The sequence below is a fragment of the Pseudomonas sp. 478 genome (assembly GCF_003254125.1).
In the GTDB taxonomy this organism is placed as follows: domain Bacteria; phylum Pseudomonadota; class Gammaproteobacteria; order Pseudomonadales; family Pseudomonadaceae; genus Aquipseudomonas.
In genome coordinates this window covers 82,822-99,504 of record NZ_QKZG01000012.1, presented here as the reverse complement: position 1 = coordinate 99,504, position 16,683 = coordinate 82,822, and the positions used below count along the sequence as shown (strand labels likewise).

At 60.3% G+C, this 16,683-nt stretch carries 14 protein-coding genes; 5 read left to right on the top strand and 9 right to left on the bottom strand.

From position 1 onward, the window contains the following. Positions 1 to 73: 73 nt before the first annotated feature. Positions 74 to 853, bottom strand: coding sequence for a transporter substrate-binding domain-containing protein (locus DFS28_RS23265; RefSeq protein ID WP_111451608.1), 780 nt, complete (start codon positions 851 to 853; stop codon positions 74 to 76). A gap of 448 nt (positions 854 to 1,301) precedes the next feature. Here DFS28_RS23265 and DFS28_RS23260 point away from each other — a divergent pair, with 448 nt between their 5' ends. After that, a complete protein-coding gene (locus DFS28_RS23260; protein WP_111451607.1) occupies positions 1,302 to 2,408 on the top strand; it encodes an enoyl-CoA hydratase/isomerase family protein in 1,107 nt (368 codons plus the stop codon). Between the two features lie 3 nt (positions 2,409 to 2,411). Next, a complete protein-coding gene (locus DFS28_RS23255; RefSeq protein WP_111451606.1) occupies positions 2,412 to 3,563 on the top strand; it encodes an acyl-CoA dehydrogenase family protein in 1,152 nt (383 codons plus the stop codon). A gap of 98 nt (positions 3,564 to 3,661) precedes the next feature. Here the strand turns inward: DFS28_RS23255 and DFS28_RS23250 are convergent, their stop codons facing one another. From DFS28_RS23250 to pssA, 7 genes are all read right to left on the bottom strand, one after another. Beyond that, positions 3,662 to 4,435: an enoyl-CoA hydratase gene (locus DFS28_RS23250; RefSeq protein ID WP_052966350.1), complete on the bottom strand. Its 774-nt coding sequence runs from the start codon at positions 4,433 to 4,435 to the stop codon at positions 3,662 to 3,664. A 14-nt stretch (positions 4,436 to 4,449) separates the two neighbouring features. Next, the gene (locus DFS28_RS23245; protein ID WP_074876733.1) at positions 4,450 to 5,577 is read right to left on the bottom strand and encodes an acyl-CoA dehydrogenase; all 1,128 of its coding nucleotides are present in this window, start codon (positions 5,575 to 5,577) and stop codon (positions 4,450 to 4,452) included. Between the two features lie 137 nt (positions 5,578 to 5,714). Continuing rightward, positions 5,715 to 6,908, bottom strand: coding sequence for an acetyl-CoA C-acyltransferase (locus DFS28_RS23240; RefSeq protein WP_111451605.1), 1,194 nt, complete (start codon positions 6,906 to 6,908; stop codon positions 5,715 to 5,717). A 12-nt stretch (positions 6,909 to 6,920) separates the two neighbouring features. Then, positions 6,921 to 7,682 carry an SDR family NAD(P)-dependent oxidoreductase gene (locus DFS28_RS23235; RefSeq protein ID WP_074876737.1) on the bottom strand — a complete coding sequence of 254 codons (762 nt, stop codon included), beginning with the start codon at positions 7,680 to 7,682 and terminating at the stop codon, positions 6,921 to 6,923. A gap of 16 nt (positions 7,683 to 7,698) precedes the next feature. Further along, positions 7,699 to 9,363, bottom strand: coding sequence for an AMP-binding protein (locus DFS28_RS23230; RefSeq protein WP_111451604.1), 1,665 nt, complete (start codon positions 9,361 to 9,363; stop codon positions 7,699 to 7,701). Positions 9,364 to 9,618: 255 nt separating this feature from the next. Then, positions 9,619 to 10,635, bottom strand: coding sequence for an AraC family transcriptional regulator (locus DFS28_RS23225; protein ID WP_111451603.1), 1,017 nt, complete (start codon positions 10,633 to 10,635; stop codon positions 9,619 to 9,621). A 242-nt stretch (positions 10,636 to 10,877) separates the two neighbouring features. Next, a complete protein-coding gene (gene pssA, locus DFS28_RS23215) occupies positions 10,878 to 12,221 on the bottom strand; it encodes a CDP-diacylglycerol--serine O-phosphatidyltransferase (RefSeq protein WP_111451601.1) in 1,344 nt (447 codons plus the stop codon). 216 nt (positions 12,222 to 12,437) lie between these two features. On the opposite strand from pssA, the gene DFS28_RS23210 reads away from it, so the two are divergent. Together DFS28_RS23210 and DFS28_RS23205 are read left to right on the top strand one after the other, a co-directional pair. Further along, a complete protein-coding gene (locus DFS28_RS23210) occupies positions 12,438 to 13,001 on the top strand; it encodes a TetR/AcrR family transcriptional regulator (protein ID WP_008152706.1) in 564 nt (187 codons plus the stop codon). 56 nt (positions 13,002 to 13,057) lie between these two features. Further along, positions 13,058 to 13,534, top strand: coding sequence for a nuclear transport factor 2 family protein (locus DFS28_RS23205; RefSeq protein WP_010460010.1), 477 nt, complete (start codon positions 13,058 to 13,060; stop codon positions 13,532 to 13,534). 121 nt (positions 13,535 to 13,655) lie between these two features. Here the strand turns inward: DFS28_RS23205 and sfnG are convergent, their stop codons facing one another. Continuing rightward, positions 13,656 to 14,750 carry a dimethylsulfone monooxygenase SfnG gene (gene sfnG / locus DFS28_RS23195; RefSeq protein WP_111451600.1) on the bottom strand — a complete coding sequence of 365 codons (1,095 nt, stop codon included), beginning with the start codon at positions 14,748 to 14,750 and terminating at the stop codon, positions 13,656 to 13,658. Between the two features lie 348 nt (positions 14,751 to 15,098). Here sfnG and DFS28_RS23185 point away from each other — a divergent pair, with 348 nt between their 5' ends. Next, on the top strand, positions 15,099 to 16,337 hold the full coding sequence (locus DFS28_RS23185) for an acyl-CoA dehydrogenase family protein (RefSeq protein ID WP_111451598.1): 1,239 nt from the start codon (positions 15,099 to 15,101) through the stop codon (positions 16,335 to 16,337). Positions 16,338 to 16,683 lie beyond the last annotated feature (346 nt).

Here is a 16,683-nt window from a genome sequence, read left to right as displayed (position 1 = left end):
CAATCACCTGTCTTGATGCGCCCGCGCTCAAGCGCTGCGCCTGTTACCAGACGCAGCCTTCGGGGCGCGAGGATCAGTAGTTGTAGAGGTCCAGATCGCCGAAGTGTTTCTGCTGGATCTGTGCGTAGATACCCTTGTCATGCAGGGCCTTGATGGCGGTATTGAGCATGCCTTTGAGTTCTTCGTTGTCCTTGCGCACGCCAATGGCGATGTCGGACGGGACCAACGGGTCGCTGATGCCTTCACTGTTCTTGAAGTCAGCGCCTTGAGGTGAAGTCAAAAAGCTCATCTGCGCCTGCATCTTGTCCTGGATAGAGGCGTCGAGACGGCCAAATACCAGGTCGGCGTAAACCTGATCCTGATTCTGATAGGCCCGCAGTTTCACGCCGCCGGGTGCCAGTTTGGCCTTGGCGTAGGTTTCCTGAATCGTGCCCTGCATGTAACCGATCGTCTTGCCCTGCAGCGACTCGGCGGTGGGCAACAGTCCGGAATCCTTGCGAGTGACGATAGCGGTCGGCCCGGCATACAGGCGATCGGTGAAGTCGATCTGTTTTTTGCGCGCATCGGTCACGGTCATCGACGATTCTATGGCATCGAACTTGCCCGCCTTGAGCGCCGGAATCAGCCCGTCGAAGTCATTGCTGACCCACACGCATTTCACCTTCAATTCGGCGCAGATCGCGTTGCCCAAATCCACGCCAAAACCCTGCACGCCGCCATCGGCGGTGGTGGACTCAAAAGGCGGGTAGCTCGGGTTGACGCCGAATCGCAGCTCTTTCCATTCCTTGGCACTGGCGCCAGTGGTGCAGCACAGCAATGCGAGTACCGACAAGCTCAGCCATCTAGTCTTCATCTTCTTGAATCCCGATTTGTTTGGAATTATCGCGGCCAGGCTAACCAGGCCACCTTTATGGGCAGGAACAGAGAGTCGATGCGGCTAACACCGCAACAGCGTTCTTATTGTTTTGCACGGTGGGCCGCACTCAGCGGCACCCGGCCTGAAACCCTCGACACAGACGGCTTAAAACCCGAGGCCAGAATGCCAACAGATGAGCGGGTGCAGGTGTCGTACGGGCCGGTGCAGACACCCGGAATGCGCTGATAAGGCTGTTTTGACAGCCGAATCTGTCGTGAGCCCGGCCCGCGGCCGTTTTCGCAGAGGAATTCCACACCGGTATTACAAAAATGCAGGCAAGACCTGCACATATGCCGGTTGTACATCACAAATTTGCACTGTTACGATCCAGCATCGCTCGCGCGCGAGCTTCTCTATAAAGAACAATAAAAGCAGGGAGTTAGTGATGACTGCTCAGGTTTCTTCTCCGCGGACTTCGTCCATGGATGCCACGCAAAACGACGTGCTGGCCGAGGTCCGCAACCACATCGGTCACCTGACCCTCAATCGCCCCGCCGGCCTCAACGCCATTACCCTGAACATGGTGCGCAACCTGCAGCGTCAGCTCGACGCCTGGGCACAGGATCCGCACGTACACGCGGTGGTATTACGCGGCGCTGGCGAGAAGGCTTTCTGTGCCGGCGGCGACATCCGTTCGCTGTACGACAGCTTCAAGAACGGCGACACGCTGCACGAAGATTTCTTCGTCGAGGAATACGCCCTCGACCTCGCGATTCACCATTACCGCAAGCCTGTGCTCGCCCTGATGGACGGTTTTGTCCTGGGTGGCGGCATGGGCCTGGTGCAAGGCGCTGACTTGCGGGTGGTCACCGAGAAAAGCCGTCTGGCGATGCCGGAAGTAGCGATCGGTTATTTCCCGGATGTCGGTGGCAGCCATTTCCTTCCGCGCGTTCCCGGTGAACTGGGGATTTACCTCGGCGTCAGCGGCGTACAGATCCGTGCGGCCGATGCGCTCTATTGCGGCCTGGCCGACTGGTACCTGGAAAGCGACAGGCTGGGCATCCTCGACGAGCGACTCGATCAGCTCGAATGGCACGAAACGCCGTTGAAGGACCTTCAAGGTCTGCTGGCGAAACTCGCCGTGCAACAACTGCCGGCAGCACCTTTGGCGGCGTTGCGCCCGGCCATCGATCACTTCTTCGCCCTGCCCGATGTGCCGAGTATTGTTGAGCAACTGCGTGAAGTAACGGTCGCCGACAGCCACGAATGGGCCACGACCACCGCCGACCTGCTGGAAAGCCGTTCACCGCTGGCCATGGGCGTGACCCTGGAAATGCTCCGTCGTGGTCGGCACTTGAGTCTGGAAGACTGCTTCGCCCTTGAGCTGCACCTGGACCGTCAGTGGTTCGAGCGCGGCGACCTGATCGAAGGCGTGCGCGCCTTGCTGATCGACAAAGACAAGAAACCGCGCTGGAACCCACCGAAGTTGCAGGCGCTGGATGCCGAGCACGTCGCGAGTTTCTTCAGCGGTTTTGACCAAAGCGGGAGCTGAGCCATGCACGATATCGAATTGAGCGAAGAGCAAGTCATGATCCGCGACATGGCCCGGGACTTTGCCCGCGGCGAAATCGCACCCCACGCACAAGCCTGGGAAAAGGCCGGCTGGATCGATGACGGTCTGGTGGCGAAGATGGGCGAACTCGGTCTGCTGGGCATGGTGGTGCCCGAGGAATGGGGCGGCACCTATGTCGATTACGTCGCCTACGCCTTGGCTGTGGAAGAGATTTCGGCCGGTGACGGCGCCACTGGCGCACTGATGAGCATTCATAACTCCGTAGGTTGCGGTCCGGTCCTCAACTACGGCACTGAAGAACAGAAACAGACCTGGCTGCCGGATCTGGCCAGCGGTCAAGCCATCGGCTGCTTCTGCCTGACCGAACCCCAGGCCGGCTCCGAAGCCCACAACCTGCGCACCCGCGCCGAACTGCGCGACGGCCAGTGGGTGATCAACGGCGCCAAGCAATTCGTCAGCAACGGCAAACGGGCGAAACTGGCCATTGTGTTTGCGGTGACCGATCCGGACCTGGGCAAGCGCGGCATCTCCGCGTTCCTGGTGCCGACCGATACCGCCGGTTTCATCGTTGATCGCACCGAACACAAAATGGGTATTCGCGCGTCCGATACCTGCGCGGTGACCCTGAGCAACTGCACGATTCCTGAAGCCAATCTGCTGGGTGAGCGCGGCAAAGGACTGGCCATTGCCCTCTCCAACCTCGAAGGCGGCCGCATCGGTATTGCGGCGCAGGCGTTGGGCATTGCCCGCGCGGCGTTTGAAGCAGCGCTGGCCTACTCGCGGGATCGGGTGCAGTTCAACAAGCCGATCATCGAGCACCAGAGCATTGCCAACATGCTGGCCGACATGCACACCCGGTTGAACGCGGCACGACTGCTGATCCTGCATGCCGCGCGATTGCGCAGTGCCGGCAAGCCGTGTCTGTCGGAGGCTTCACAGGCCAAATTGTTCGCGTCGGAGATGGCCGAGAAAGTGTGTTCGTCGGCGATGCAGATTCATGGCGGGTATGGGTATCTGGAGGATTACCCGGTGGAGCGTTACTACCGGGATGCGCGGATTACGCAGATTTATGAAGGGTCGAGCGAGATACAGCGGATGGTGATTGCTCGGGAGTTGAAGTACTACCTGGTGTGATGCCTTAAAAGCATCGCGAGCAAGCTCGGCTCCTACAGGATTGCGCATAACCTGTAGGAGCCGAGCTTGCTCGCGATGGCGTCATCGAATACGCCGAATCACTTTCCGACGAACTCGGCCTCACGCTTGGCAATAAACGCCGCCATCCCTTCCTTCTGATCCTGCGTCGCAAACGCCGCATGGAACACCCGACGTTCAAAGCGCACACCTTCCGACAGGCTCACTTCAAACGCGCGGTTGACGCTTTCCTTGATCATCATTGCAATCGGCAGCGACTTCTTGGCAATCAGCGCCGCGACTTTCAACGCTTCTTCCAGCAACTCATCAGCCGGAACAATCCGCGCGACAATCCCGCAACGCTCCGCTTCCACCGCATCGATCAGCCGACCGCTGAGGCACATTTCCATAGCCTTGGCCTTGCCCACCGCGCGGGTCAGGCGCTGGGTGCCGCCCATGCCCGGCAGTACGCCGAGGTTGATTTCCGGCTGACCGAACTTGGCGTTGTCGCCGGCCAGGATGAAGTCGCACATCAGCGCCAGTTCACAACCACCACCCAAGGCGAAACCGTTGACGGCGGCAATGATCGGCTTGCGGCGGTTAGCCACGCGATCGCTGTCGCTGAACAGGTCGTCGAGGTAGATCTGCGGGTAGGTCAGCTCAGCCATTTCCTTGATGTCGGCGCCGGCCGCGAAGGCTTTTTTCGAGCCGGTGAGCACGATGCAGCCGATGTTCGAATCGGCTTCCAGGCCATCAAGGGCGTGGTTCAGCTCGCTGACGATCTGCGCGTTCAACGCATTCAACGCTTGCGGGCGGTTCAGGGTGATCAGGCCAACGCGACCGTGGGTTTCCAACAAAATCGTTTCGTAGTTCACAAGTAGCTTCCTTCTCAAAGATTGCGCGAAATAACCATGCGCTGAATATCGCTGGTGCCTTCGTAGATCTGGCAAACGCGCACGTCGCGGTAGATCCGCTCCAGCGGGAAATCGTTCAAGTAACCGTAACCACCGAGGGTTTGCAACGCCGAGGAGCAGACTTTTTCGGCCATTTCCGAGGCGAACAGCTTGGCCATAGACGCTTCGACCAAGGCCGGTTTACCGCTGTCACGCAGCGCCGCCGCGTAATGCACCATCTGCCGAGCCACAGCGATTTGGGTCGCCATGTCCGCCAGGCGGAACGCGACCGCTTGATGTTCGATGATCGGCTTGCCAAAGCTTTCACGCTCGCGGGCATAGTCGCGGGCTGCTTCGAACGCAGCGCGGGCCATGCCCACCGATTGCGAAGCGATGCCGACACGGCCGCCTTCAAGGTTGGCCAAGGCGATTCGATAACCTTCGCCCTCCTCGCCCAAGCGGTTGGCCACCGGCACCTTCACGTCTTCGAACAGGATCTGGCAGGTGTCGGAAGCGTGCTGGCCGAGCTTGTCTTCGACCCGCGCAACTTTGTAACCCGGCGAATCGGTGGGCACGATCAGCGCCGTGATGCCACGCTTGCCGGCACTCGGGTCAGTCACGGCGAACACGATCACCACCCCGGCGTTCTGCCCGGAGGTGATGAACTGCTTGCAGCCGTTCAACACGTAGTGATCGCCTTCCAGACGGGCACGGGTTTTCAAGCCGCTGGCGTCGGAGCCGGCCTGCGGTTCGGTCAGGGCAAAAGCCCCGAGCATCGAGCCGCTGGCCAACGGTTTGAGGAAGCGTTCTTTCTGGTCGTCGTTGCCGTACTTGAGAATCGGCACGCAACCCACCGAGTTGTGCACGCTCATGATGGTCGAGCAGGCGCCGTCGCCGGCCGCGATTTCTTCCAGCGCCATGGCGTAGGCCAGGTAGCCGGTGTCGCAACCGCCCCACTCTTCCGGCACCAACATGCCGAAGAAGCCCAGTTCGGCCATCTCGCCGATGGCCTCCTTGGGGAAGCGATGCTCGCGGTCCCACTCGGCGGCGAACGGTTTCAGCCGTTCCTGGGCAAACTGCCGGGCCGCGTCGCTGATTTGCAGTTGTTCGTCATTGGGAATCATGGTGAATCCTTCAATCCAGTTACGACGCAGACCCTGTGGGAGCCAGCCTGCTGGCGATAGCATCGTGTCAGCCAATGTCTATTTTTATGACACACAGCCATCGCCAGCAGGCTGGCTCCCACAGGGGTGAGGTTGGCCTAGTAAAGGCATTCAACGGCCATGGCCGTGGCTTCGCCGCCGCCGATGCAGATCGCTGCAACGCCGCGTTTCAGGCCTTTCTGGCGCAGGGCCGAGAGCAATGTCACGAGGATCCGCGCGCCGGACGCACCGATCGGGTGACCGAGGGCGCAAGCGCCGCCGTGAACGTTGATCTTCTCGTGGGGGATTTCCAGTTTGGTCATGGTCACCAGACTGACCACTGCGAAAGCTTCGTTGACTTCGACCAGATCGACGTCGTCCAGGGACCAGCCGGTTTTCTTCATCAGCTTCTCGATCGCGCCCACCGGTGCCACCGGGAACAGGCCCGGGGTGTCGGCAAACGCTGAGTGACCGTGAATCACTGCCAGTGGTTTCAGGCCGCGCTTTTCAGCTTCGGAACGGCGCATCAACACCAGTGCCGCAGCACCATCGGAAATGGAGCTGGAGTTCGCCGCCGTCACCGTGCCGCCGTCGCGGAACGCCGGTTTCAAGGAAGCGATCTTGTCCAGTTTGGCTTTCGGTGGCTGTTCGTCGTTGCTGATCAGCACCTGCTCTTTGCCGACGGTCACGGTGAGCGGCACGATCTCGTCTTTGAAACTGCCGTCGTTGATCGCCTGCTGTGCGCGGGTGGTCGAGGCAATGGCAAACGCGTCCTGGGCTTCACGGGTGAAACCGTTGGTTTCAGCGCAATCCTCGGCGTAGGTGCCCATCAGGCGACCCTTGTCGTAAGCGTCTTCCAGACCGTCGAGGAACATGTGGTCAAGGACGCGACCGTGCCCCATGCGGTAACCGCTACGGGCGCGGTCCAGCAGATACGGGGCGTTGGACATGCTTTCCATGCCGCCGGCGACAACCACATCGGCGCTGCCGGCCACCAGCATGTCGTGGGCCAGAATGGCCGCTTCCATGCCCGAACCGCACATTTTGTTCAGGGTGGTGCAGCGGGTCGATTTATCCAGCCCGGCGCCCAATGCAGCCTGGCGCGCCGGGGCTTGGCCGAGACCGGCGGAGAGGACGCAACCGAACAGCACTTCTTCAACCGAGTCTGGCGCCACGCTGGCGCGCTCGACGGCAGCGCGAATTGCCGCAGCACCGAGTTGCGGTGCAGTCAGGCTTTTCAGTTCGCCCTGGAAACCGCCCATCGGGGTGCGGACGGCGCTGACGATAACAATGGGATCGTTGGAAATAGTCATGACAAATCCTCCTTATTTGGCGGCCATGCGCAAGGCGCCGTCGAGACGGATCACCTCGCCATTGAGCATGCTGTTTTCAATGATATGCCTGACCAGCCCGGCATACTCGCTCGGTTTGCCCAAACGTGGCGGAAACGGCACGCCAGCCGCCAGGGAGGCGCGGACTTCCGGGGTCATGCCGGCCATCATCGGGGTTTCGAAAATGCCCGGGGCGATGGTCATCACGCGGATGCCGAAGCGCGCCAGTTCACGGGCGGCGGGCAAGGTCAGGCTGACGATCGCGCCTTTGGAGGCGGCATACGCGGCCTGGCCGATCTGGCCGTCATAGGCGGCAGCCGAGGCGGTGTTGATGATCACGCCGCGCTCGCCGTCAGCATCGGCTTCGGTTTCGGCAATCGCCGCAGCGGCCAGGCGCAGCATGTTGAAACTGCCGATCAGGTTGACGTTGATCACCTGGCTGAAATTGGCCAACAGGTGCGGGCCATTCTTGCCGAGGATCTTCTCACCGCGCACGATACCGGCGCAGTTGACCAGACCATTGAGGCCGCCGAAGGCTTTGACCGTCGCCTGCACAGCGGCTTCAGCCGCGGCTTCGTTGCTGATGTCCGCCACCACGCTTTGCGCACCGAGACGTTCAGCCTGGGCCGCAACAGCTTCGGCGTTCATGTCCACCAGCATCACTTTGGCGCCGGCCGCGACCAGCATTTCAGCCGTGGCCGCACCGAGGCCCGACGCACCGCCGGTGACGAGAAAAACCTTGTTTTCGATCTGCATCATTGTTTCCTTGGATTCAAGCTGAAACGTTCTTCGCGGCGGCCTCTTGAGCCTTGGCGATTTCCTGGTTGCGCAAGATAAAGCGCTGCAATTTGCCGCTAGGGGTTTTCGGCAATTCGCTGACAAATTCGATTTCGCGCGGGTATGAGTGCGCGGCCAGTCGTTTGCGCACGTGTTGGCGCAATTCTTCGGCCAGTTCCGGTGCCGCGCGGTATTGCGGGCTGAGCACGACAAAGGCTTTGACCAGTTCGGTGCGTTCCGGATCGGGCTTGCCGACCACCGCCGCTTCGACCACTGCAGGGTGTTCGATCAATGCGCTTTCCACGTCGAACGGGCCGACCCGGTAGCCGGAGGTGGTGATCACGTCGTCGCTGCGACCGACGAAGCTGATGCTGCGGTCCGGGTTCCACTCGACGGTGTCGCCGCTCAGGTAATAGTTGCCGACGAAGGCCTTGGTCGGTGCGCCTTCGTAACCGGCGAACCAGCACATTGGCGACTGGGTACGATCGATGGCCAGAATGCCCGGCTGACCGACGCCGAGTTCTTTGTACTCGTCATCCAGCACCACGATGCGATGCCCCGGCGAGGCGAAACCGGCGGCGCCCATGTGGATCGGATGCTCCAGGCCATGGTGATTGCACAGCACCATGCCCAGTTCGGTCTGGCCATAGTGGTCGTGGATGACCACACCGAGGTTGTCGGCGAACCAGCGAATCACCTCCGGGTTCAGCGGCTCGCCGGCGCTGCTGACGATGCGCAGCTTGCCCTTGATCGAGCGGGCAAACTCGTCGCCACCCGCGATCAACAGGCGATAGGCCGTCGGCGAACCGGTGAGGTTGGTGATCCCGTATTTGTTGATCACCCGGCAGGTGCTTTCGAGGGAGAACGGGCCATCGTAAAAGGTGATCGGATGCCCCATGGCCATCGGCCCGGTAACACCGAAATAGATGCCGTAGGCCCAACCCGGATCGGCGACGTTCCAGAAGGCGTCTTCAGGGCGCAAGTCCACGGCGTCACGGGTGTAGCTCTTGAAGGCGACGATGGCCTTGAGCGGAACGGACAGCGCTTTCGATGGGCCAGTGGTGCCCGAGGTGAACATCAGCAGGAACGGGTCTTCACCCGTCAGCAAGACCGGCTCGCACTCAGCAGAATAATTGGCCAGTTCGGCCCAGAAGCTGTAATCGCCGCGGACGATGCCTTGGCCTTTGGGACCGGCGACGGTGACGATGGTCGGGCAGTCGGCGACTTCCGAGAGTTTGGAGCGATTGCCCGCGTCGGTGACCACCACTTTGGCGCCCGAGGAGCTGAGGCGGTGTTCGATGGCTTTCGGGCCGAATGCCGTGAACAGCGGCTGGTAAACCGCGCCGATGCGCCAGGTGGCGAATACGGTGATCAACAGTTCGATGTTACGTGGTAGGAGACCGGCCACCTTGTCGCCTTTTTTCACGCCCTGGGTCAGCAGGAAATTGGCGAAACGCGCGGCTTTGTCCTGCAAGTCGCTGAAGGTGTAGGTCGCGCTGGCGCCATCGCGACCTTCCCAGAACAGCGCGATACGCCCCGGCAAGGCATGCCGGTCGCAACACTCGACACAGGCGTTAAGGGCAGACAAATCGCCCGCGAGTGCGGCGTCGACGGTGTGCTGATAATTGAACTGTGATGTAGCAGACAAGTAATCGCGCATTGCCAGAAACCCTTTGTATTTTTATTAGGCTGGGGGAACCTCGATTAACAAGGAAATACTCGCTCTGCGCGGGGCGCGGGACAATGGTCAAAGCTATCAAGTTGCGTGACTGGTTTGGCCAAGATTCAAGGGATGCGTCGTCAGGGATGGCCTCTTCGCGAGCAAGCCCGCTCCCACAGGGGGGCACACCACAGAACTACTGTGGGAGCGGGCTTGCTCGCGAAGGCGCCAAACCAATCAGCACAAAAATCCGGATCAACTCGCTTCGTTGAGGATCAGGCTGCGGTAATGCCCCGGATTTGACCCGGACCACTTGCGAAACGCCTTGTAGAACGAGCTGGTATCGGCAAAGCCCAAACGCGCGGCGATCTCGGCAAAGCTGATGGTCGGTTCTGCCAGCCAGACAATCGCCAACTCCTTGCGCACGCTGTCCTTGAGCCCTTGGTAAGTCTGCCCCTCTTCGGCCAGGCGTCGACGCAGGGTGGAAGCCGACATGCACAGCTGTTGCGCCAGGGGTTCGGTTTCCGGCCAGTGTTCGGCAGGCAGTTGCCGCAAATCGTGCTTGATCCGGCTGGCCAGGCTCTGCGGGTCGCGGTACTTGACCAGAATATTGGCCGGCGCATGGGCCAGGAAACGCTTGAGCTCTTCCGGGCTGCGCTTGATCGGCAAGTCCAGGCACTCGGCGGAGAAAATCATCCGCGTGCGCGGCCGGTCGAAACGCAGGTTCTCGGAAAACATCACCTGATAGTCATCGCAGAAGTCAGGCTCCGGGCAGCGTAACTCGATGGCCAGGATCGGAATCCGCCGCCCCGCCAGCCAGCAAGCGACGCCGTGAACGATCATCCAGTAGGTGAAATACGTGAAGGCGCGGCGCGGGTCCTGGTCGTCTTCGAGCAGGACAATTTCCGCCAGGCTTTGCTGACGAACCAGTTGCGCGGGCAGGTGTTCGAGCATCAACGACAAAAAGCTCAAACCCGAGGTCAGGCCCGCGGCCAGGCTCGGCTGGACCATGGAGCAGCGACAGAGAAACTCAAGACTGCCGGATTTGAGTTTGCGCGGGTCCATGCCAAAAAACTCATCGTCCCCACGTCGTGCCAGTAAACGCCACAGACGTGCATAAGCGGTGGCCGGGACGCGGGCATCGCTGCTGTCGAGCAGCGCCGGATCGATGCCGACTTTGCTCAACACCTCATCGGTAGTCGCTCCGGGGGCGCAACTTTGCAACAGTGCTTCACGCACCAGTTGAATGGAGATGGTGTCTTTTTCCGACATTGACCGTGGCGAGCCTTGTTATTTGAGTGCCGGCATCTTAGCGCAGAACCCTGTGGGAGCGAGCCTGCTCGCGAAGGGGCCGTACCAGTCAGTATTGATGTCGCCTGACACGCCGCTTTCGCGAGCAGGCTCGCTCCCACAGGGGGTTGTGTCGATCACAAATCCAATATGGGAGCGACGGTGCGGCGATCCGACCTGCTCGCGAAGGCATTTTGGCGGGCGACGCACCTACCCCGCCATGCTCACAAAATCCGATAGAGCAGTCGCTCGATCCGCACCCGACTCACGCGCTTGAGAAACTTGGCCACCCCCGCCGGGTATTCCAGCAGCGTTTCCAGTTCCTGATAACGCTCGATGCGGCGGGTGTTCTCGAAAATCTCCGCCAGCTCTTTACGGCGCGGCTCCAACAACTCGCCTTTCGGATCATCGATCAGCAAGGCGTTTTCCAGATCGAGACGGAACGCCCGCGGATTGAGATTGTTGCCGGTCAGCAAGGTGTAGCGCTGATCGACCCACATGCCCTTGAGGTGATAGGTGTTATCGCCGTCACGCCACAGATGCAGGTTCAACTGGCCGTTGTCGATGCTGCGATGATGACGCTTGGCGAAGCGCCGCAGGCTGATCTCGTAAAGGTACGGCAGCGCCGAAATCACCTTGAACGGCTCGCTCGGCGGGATGTAGAAATCGTTGGCCGTCTTGTCGCCGACGATGATGTCGATCTTCACGCCCCGCGCCAGTGCCCGATTGACTTCCCGGGTCACGGGCAGCGGCAGGTTGAAGTAGGGCGTGCAGATGGTCAGGTGATCCTGAGCGCTGGCGATCAATTCGCAAATCACTCGGCTTAACGGGTTGTTCTTGCCGACACCGAGCAATGGGCTGACCGACAAACCGCTCTTTTCCATGGTGCCTATCGTGGTGTCGTACGCCGCGTGCTTGAGGCGGCTGCGCAAGTCGCCGATGTCATTGCGCAGGCTGCGGGTGGTCGGCAGGTTCGGCAAATCGAGACGATGCACCGCTTTAGAGGCGATCAGACCGTGCTGGATCAGGTGCTGCATCGAATCGGCCAAGGCGCTGTTATTTAGCAGGTGATAACGGTCGTAGCGGTACTTGTCGAATTTGTGCAGGTAAACGTTGTTCAGGCTCGCGCCGCTGTAGATCACGCAATCGTCGATCACGAAGCCTTTCAAATGCAGCACGCCGAACAGTTCTCGGGTCTGCACGGGAACGCCATACACCGGCACTTCACTGGCATGAGTACGGGTGGTTTCCTGATACCAGGCCGAGTTGCCCGGCTGCTTGCCGGCGCCGATCAAGCCGCGCTGGGCGCGCAACCAGTCAACCACCACCACCACGTCCAGTTCCGGACGCGCCAGTTTGGCCGCGTGCAAGGCATCGAGAATTTCCTGGCCGGCTTCATCCTGTTGCAGATAGAGCGCGACGATGTAAATGCGCCGGGTGGCGCTGGCGATTTTTTCCAGCAGGCACCGGCGAAACTCGGCAGCACCGGAAAGGATGGTGACGGCATCGGCGGTCAGCGGAAAACTGCGCAGTTTGGGCAGCAGAGAGCGTTTGAAAAGCGACGGCATAGGGCTCGCAAAAAGGTCGAATCCGGAGAACCCGAGAGCTTACACCATGGATTGCCTTGGGTCTTGTGAGTGTCTGCAAAGGCCCCTTCGCGAGCAGGCTCGCTCCCACATTGAAATGCATTCCCCTGTGGGAGCGAGCCTGCTCGCGAAGACGATTTTTCAGTCAGCAAAAATATCTGCTTGACCAAGAAGAACGATCGTTCTACTGTTCGCCACATGAACGAAATAACCAGCAACGACACACGCGACATCATTCTGGATGTCACCGAAAAGTTGATCTACAAAAGTGGCATCGCTGCCACCGGGATGGATCTTCTGGTGAAAACCGCCGGCGTCTCCAGAAAGAGTATTTACCGCTACTTCGCCAACAAGGAGGAGCTCACCGTCGCGGCCCTGCAACGCCGTGATGTGCGCTGGATGCACTGGTACAGAAGCGAAGTCGACCAGGCCGAAACGCCGGCCGACCGCCTGCTCAACCTGTTTACCGTACTCAAGGCCTGGTTCGCCTCGGAAGGCTTCCGTGGCTGTGCATTCATTAACACCAGCGGCGAAACCGGCGACCCGCAAGACCCGGTTCGCCTGGTCGCCAAAGACCACAAACAAAAGCTGCTCGACTACGTGCGCGAGCTCTGCACCGAACATGGCGCCACAGACCCGGAGACGCTGGCCAAACAGCTGCTGATCCTGATCGACGGTGCCATTACCGTGGCGCTTGTCATGGGTGATCACAGTGCCGCCGATAATGCGCAATGCATGGCGCGAAAGTTATTGGACCTGTAACACTTTAACCAAGCCCGACAACTTGCTAGAACTTTACTTTGATAGGGAGACTATTAATGTCTAATGCCGAAGTTCGTCCGCCATTGCCGCCATTCACCCGTGAATCGGCCATCGAAAAAGTACGCCTGGCCGAAGATGGCTGGAACTCCCGCGACCCGGAACGCGTGTCGCTGGCCTACACCCTGGACACCAAATGGCGCAACCGCGCCGAGTTCGCCTACAACCGCGAAGAAGCCAAAGGTTTCCTGACACGTAAATGGGCCAAGGAACTGGATTACCGCCTGATCAAAGAACTTTGGGCCTTTACCGGCAACCGCATCGCCGTGCGTTATGCCTACGAATGGCACGACGACTCGGGCAACTGGTTCCGCTCGTATGGCAACGAAAACTGGGAGTTCGACGAGAACGGTTTGATGGCCAATCGGTTTGCCTGCATCAACGACATGCCGATCAAGGAAAGCGACCGCAAGTTCCATTGGCCGCTGGGGCGTCGGCCTGACGATCACCCAAGCTTGTCCGACCTGGGTCTGTAACTTCACATAGATCCAATGTGGGAGCGGGCTTGCTCGCGAAGGGGCCATCAGATTCAACATCTATGTTGACTGACACACCGCCTTCGCGAGCAAGCCCGCTCCCACACTCGTTTTGTGGTGTTCAGGCGACCGCGGCCTGCTGCTTGGCCGCTGCTTTAGCCTCTAGCTCACGCACCAACGGCAACACCCGCTTGCCGAAATACTCCACTTCTTCCTGAAAGTGCAGAAACCCCGCCAACACCAGGTCCACGCCCACTGCTTTCAGTGCAACGATCCGCTCGGCAATCTGCTGCGGCGTGCCGATCAGGTTGGTCTTGAAGCCGTCGTTGTACTGCACCAGATCCTCGAACGTCGACTTGGCCCAGTTGCCCTCGCCCTCAGGTGACGCCCTGCCCGCCTGCTTCGCCGCATCGCCAAACGCATTCACCGCCTCCGGGTCCGCCTGATCGATGATTTGCGCCAGCACGGCTCGGGCTTCTTCTTCGGTGTCGCGGGCTATGACAAACGCGTTCACGCCGACTTTCACCGAATGATTGTTCGCCGCCGCCTTGGCGCGGATGTCATCGACCTGGGCCTTGATGCCTTCCGGGGTGTTGCCGTTGGTGAAGTACCAGTCCGACACCCGTGCCGCCATGTCCCGAGCTGCGCGGGAACTGCCACCCTGGAAGATTTCCGGCTGACCCAGCGGTTTCGGTTTGAGGCTGTAGTTGTCGAAGCGGTAGAAGTCGCCGCGAAAGGTAAAATTGTCCTGGCTCCAGATGCCCTTCAGCGAGCGGATGAATTCTTCGGAGCGGCGATAACGCTCGTCGTGTTCCAGCCAGTGTTCGCCAATCGCCTGGAATTCACCCTTGAACCAGCCACTGACAATGTTCACCGCCACCCGGCCGTTAGTCAGCTGGTCGATGGTTGCCAATTGCTTGGCCGCCAGCGCCGGTTGCCAAGGGCCCGGCAGGATCGCGGCAATCACTTTCAGTTTGGTGGTGGCAGCCAGTAGCGCGTGGCTGAAGGCGACGGATTCGTGCTGGTACTCGGCACCGTAACCGGCGGTGAAGCGGATCTGCGTCAGGGCGTATTCAAACCCCGCCTCTTCGGCCAGTTGTGCCAGTTTGCGGTTGTAGTCGATGCCCCAGTGGGTGCGTTGCTCGATCTTGCTGACCACCAGCCCGCCGCTGACGTTCGGTACCCAGTAGGCAAATTTGACGGCTTGCTGACTCATTGGCATGTCCTCGGATTTCACGGAAGTCCTGCGGTCAGAGCAGCAACCGTGCCAGCGCCAATCTTGAGGTTTGCCAAGTACTGTGGCGAGGGGGGGGTTACCCCCGTTGGGCTGCGAAGCGGCCCCAAAAAATGGGACTGCTGCGCAGTCCAACGGGGGTAAACCCCCTCGCCACAAAGTGTGGTGTGTCTGGGGCAATTTGCTGATGCACTGTTGGTCCAGCAACAATTCACTGCGTGCCGACATCCAGTTTCTCCAGCAAATACTGGCTCGCGAGCTTCGGCATGGACCCTGCAATTGCCCCTGGCAGACGCAACACTTTCTACTGCCGATCCAAGGAGCCGTCCCATGACCGAACATCAGGTAATCAATCCGCTGTCCACTGGCACCGACTACGAAGCGCTGGCCGCAAGGTTCCGGCCGATTTTCCAACGCATCGCCGCCGGTGCCGTTGAGCGCGAACAGTCCCGCAGCCTTCCATACGAACCGATTCAGTGGCTCAAGGACGCCGGATTCGGCGCCGTACGGGTGCCGGTTGAATACGGTGGTCGCGGCGCCTCCCTGCCGCAGTTGTTCGAGCTGCTGATCGAATTGGCCGAAGCCGATTCGAACGTTCCCCAGGCACTGCGCGGGCATTTCGCTTTCGCGGAGGATCGCTTGAACTCGCCACCTGGGCCGGCGCGGGATCTGTGGTTCAAGCGCTTCGTCGACGGTGATATCGCCGGCAATGCCTGGACCGAAATCGGCAGCGTGGCGATTGGCGATGTCATCACCAAAGTTTCGCCTTACGGCGAGAAGTGGAGGCTCAACGGCGAGAAGTTCTACAGCACCGGCAGCCTGTTTTCCGACTGGATCGACGTGTACGCGCAACGCAGCGACACCGGCGGCGATGTAATTGCGGCGGTCCGGACCCGCCAGCCAGGCATCGTGCAGAGCGACGACTGGGACGGCTTCGGCCAGCGCACCACCGGCAGCGGCACCTCACGGTTTATCGATGCCGAGGTGGAGGCCGAGAACATCATCGACTTTGCCACCCGCTTCAAATACCAGACCGCGTTTTATCAGTTGGTACTACTGGCGACCCTGGCCGGGATCGGTCGTGCGGCGTTGCGCGATGTGGCTCATCAGGTGCGTGAACGCAAACGCATCTACAGCCATGGCAATGCGCAGCAAGTCAGCCAGGATTCGCAGGTGCAGCAAGTGGTCGGTGAGATTGCGGCACTGGTGTATGCGGCCGAGGCCAGCGCCTTGAGGGCCGCGCAACCCGCACAGCGGGCTTATCTGGCGCGATTTTCGGGTGATGAAGCCTTGGAACAGGAAGCGAATGTCGCGGCGGAAATCGAATCGGCCAAGGCGCAGGTGGTGGTGTCGGAGTTGATCCAGCGAGCGACCACAGCGCTGTTCAATGCACTGGGGGCTTCGGATACTCGGGTGGGTAAATCGCTGGACCGGCACTGGCGCAATGCGCGGACGGTGTCGTCGCACAATCCGGTGATCTACAAGGCACGGATTGTCGGGGACTGGGCGATCAACGGGACCGAGCCGCCGTTTGTGTGGCAGATCGGCAATGGGCCACAGCCAAAGTGATGTGTTATTTGGGCTGACGCCATCGCGAGCAGGCTCGCTCCCACATTGATTTGTGCAACGCCGCAAATCCCCTGTGGGAGTGAGCCTGCTCGCGATGAGGCCAGAGCGGTCGCCGCAGAAGTTGGATCTAGGTAAGATATCGGCCCTTCCCCGCAGCCCTGCCACATTGATTTGTGCAACGCCGCACATCCCCTGTGGGAGTGAGCCTGCTCGCGATGAGGCCAGAGCGGTCGCCGCAGAAGTTGGATATGGGTAAGATATCGGCCCTTCCCCGCAGCCCTGCCACATTGATTTGTGCAACGCCGCACATCCCCTGTGGGAGTGAGCCTGCTCGCGATGAGGCCAG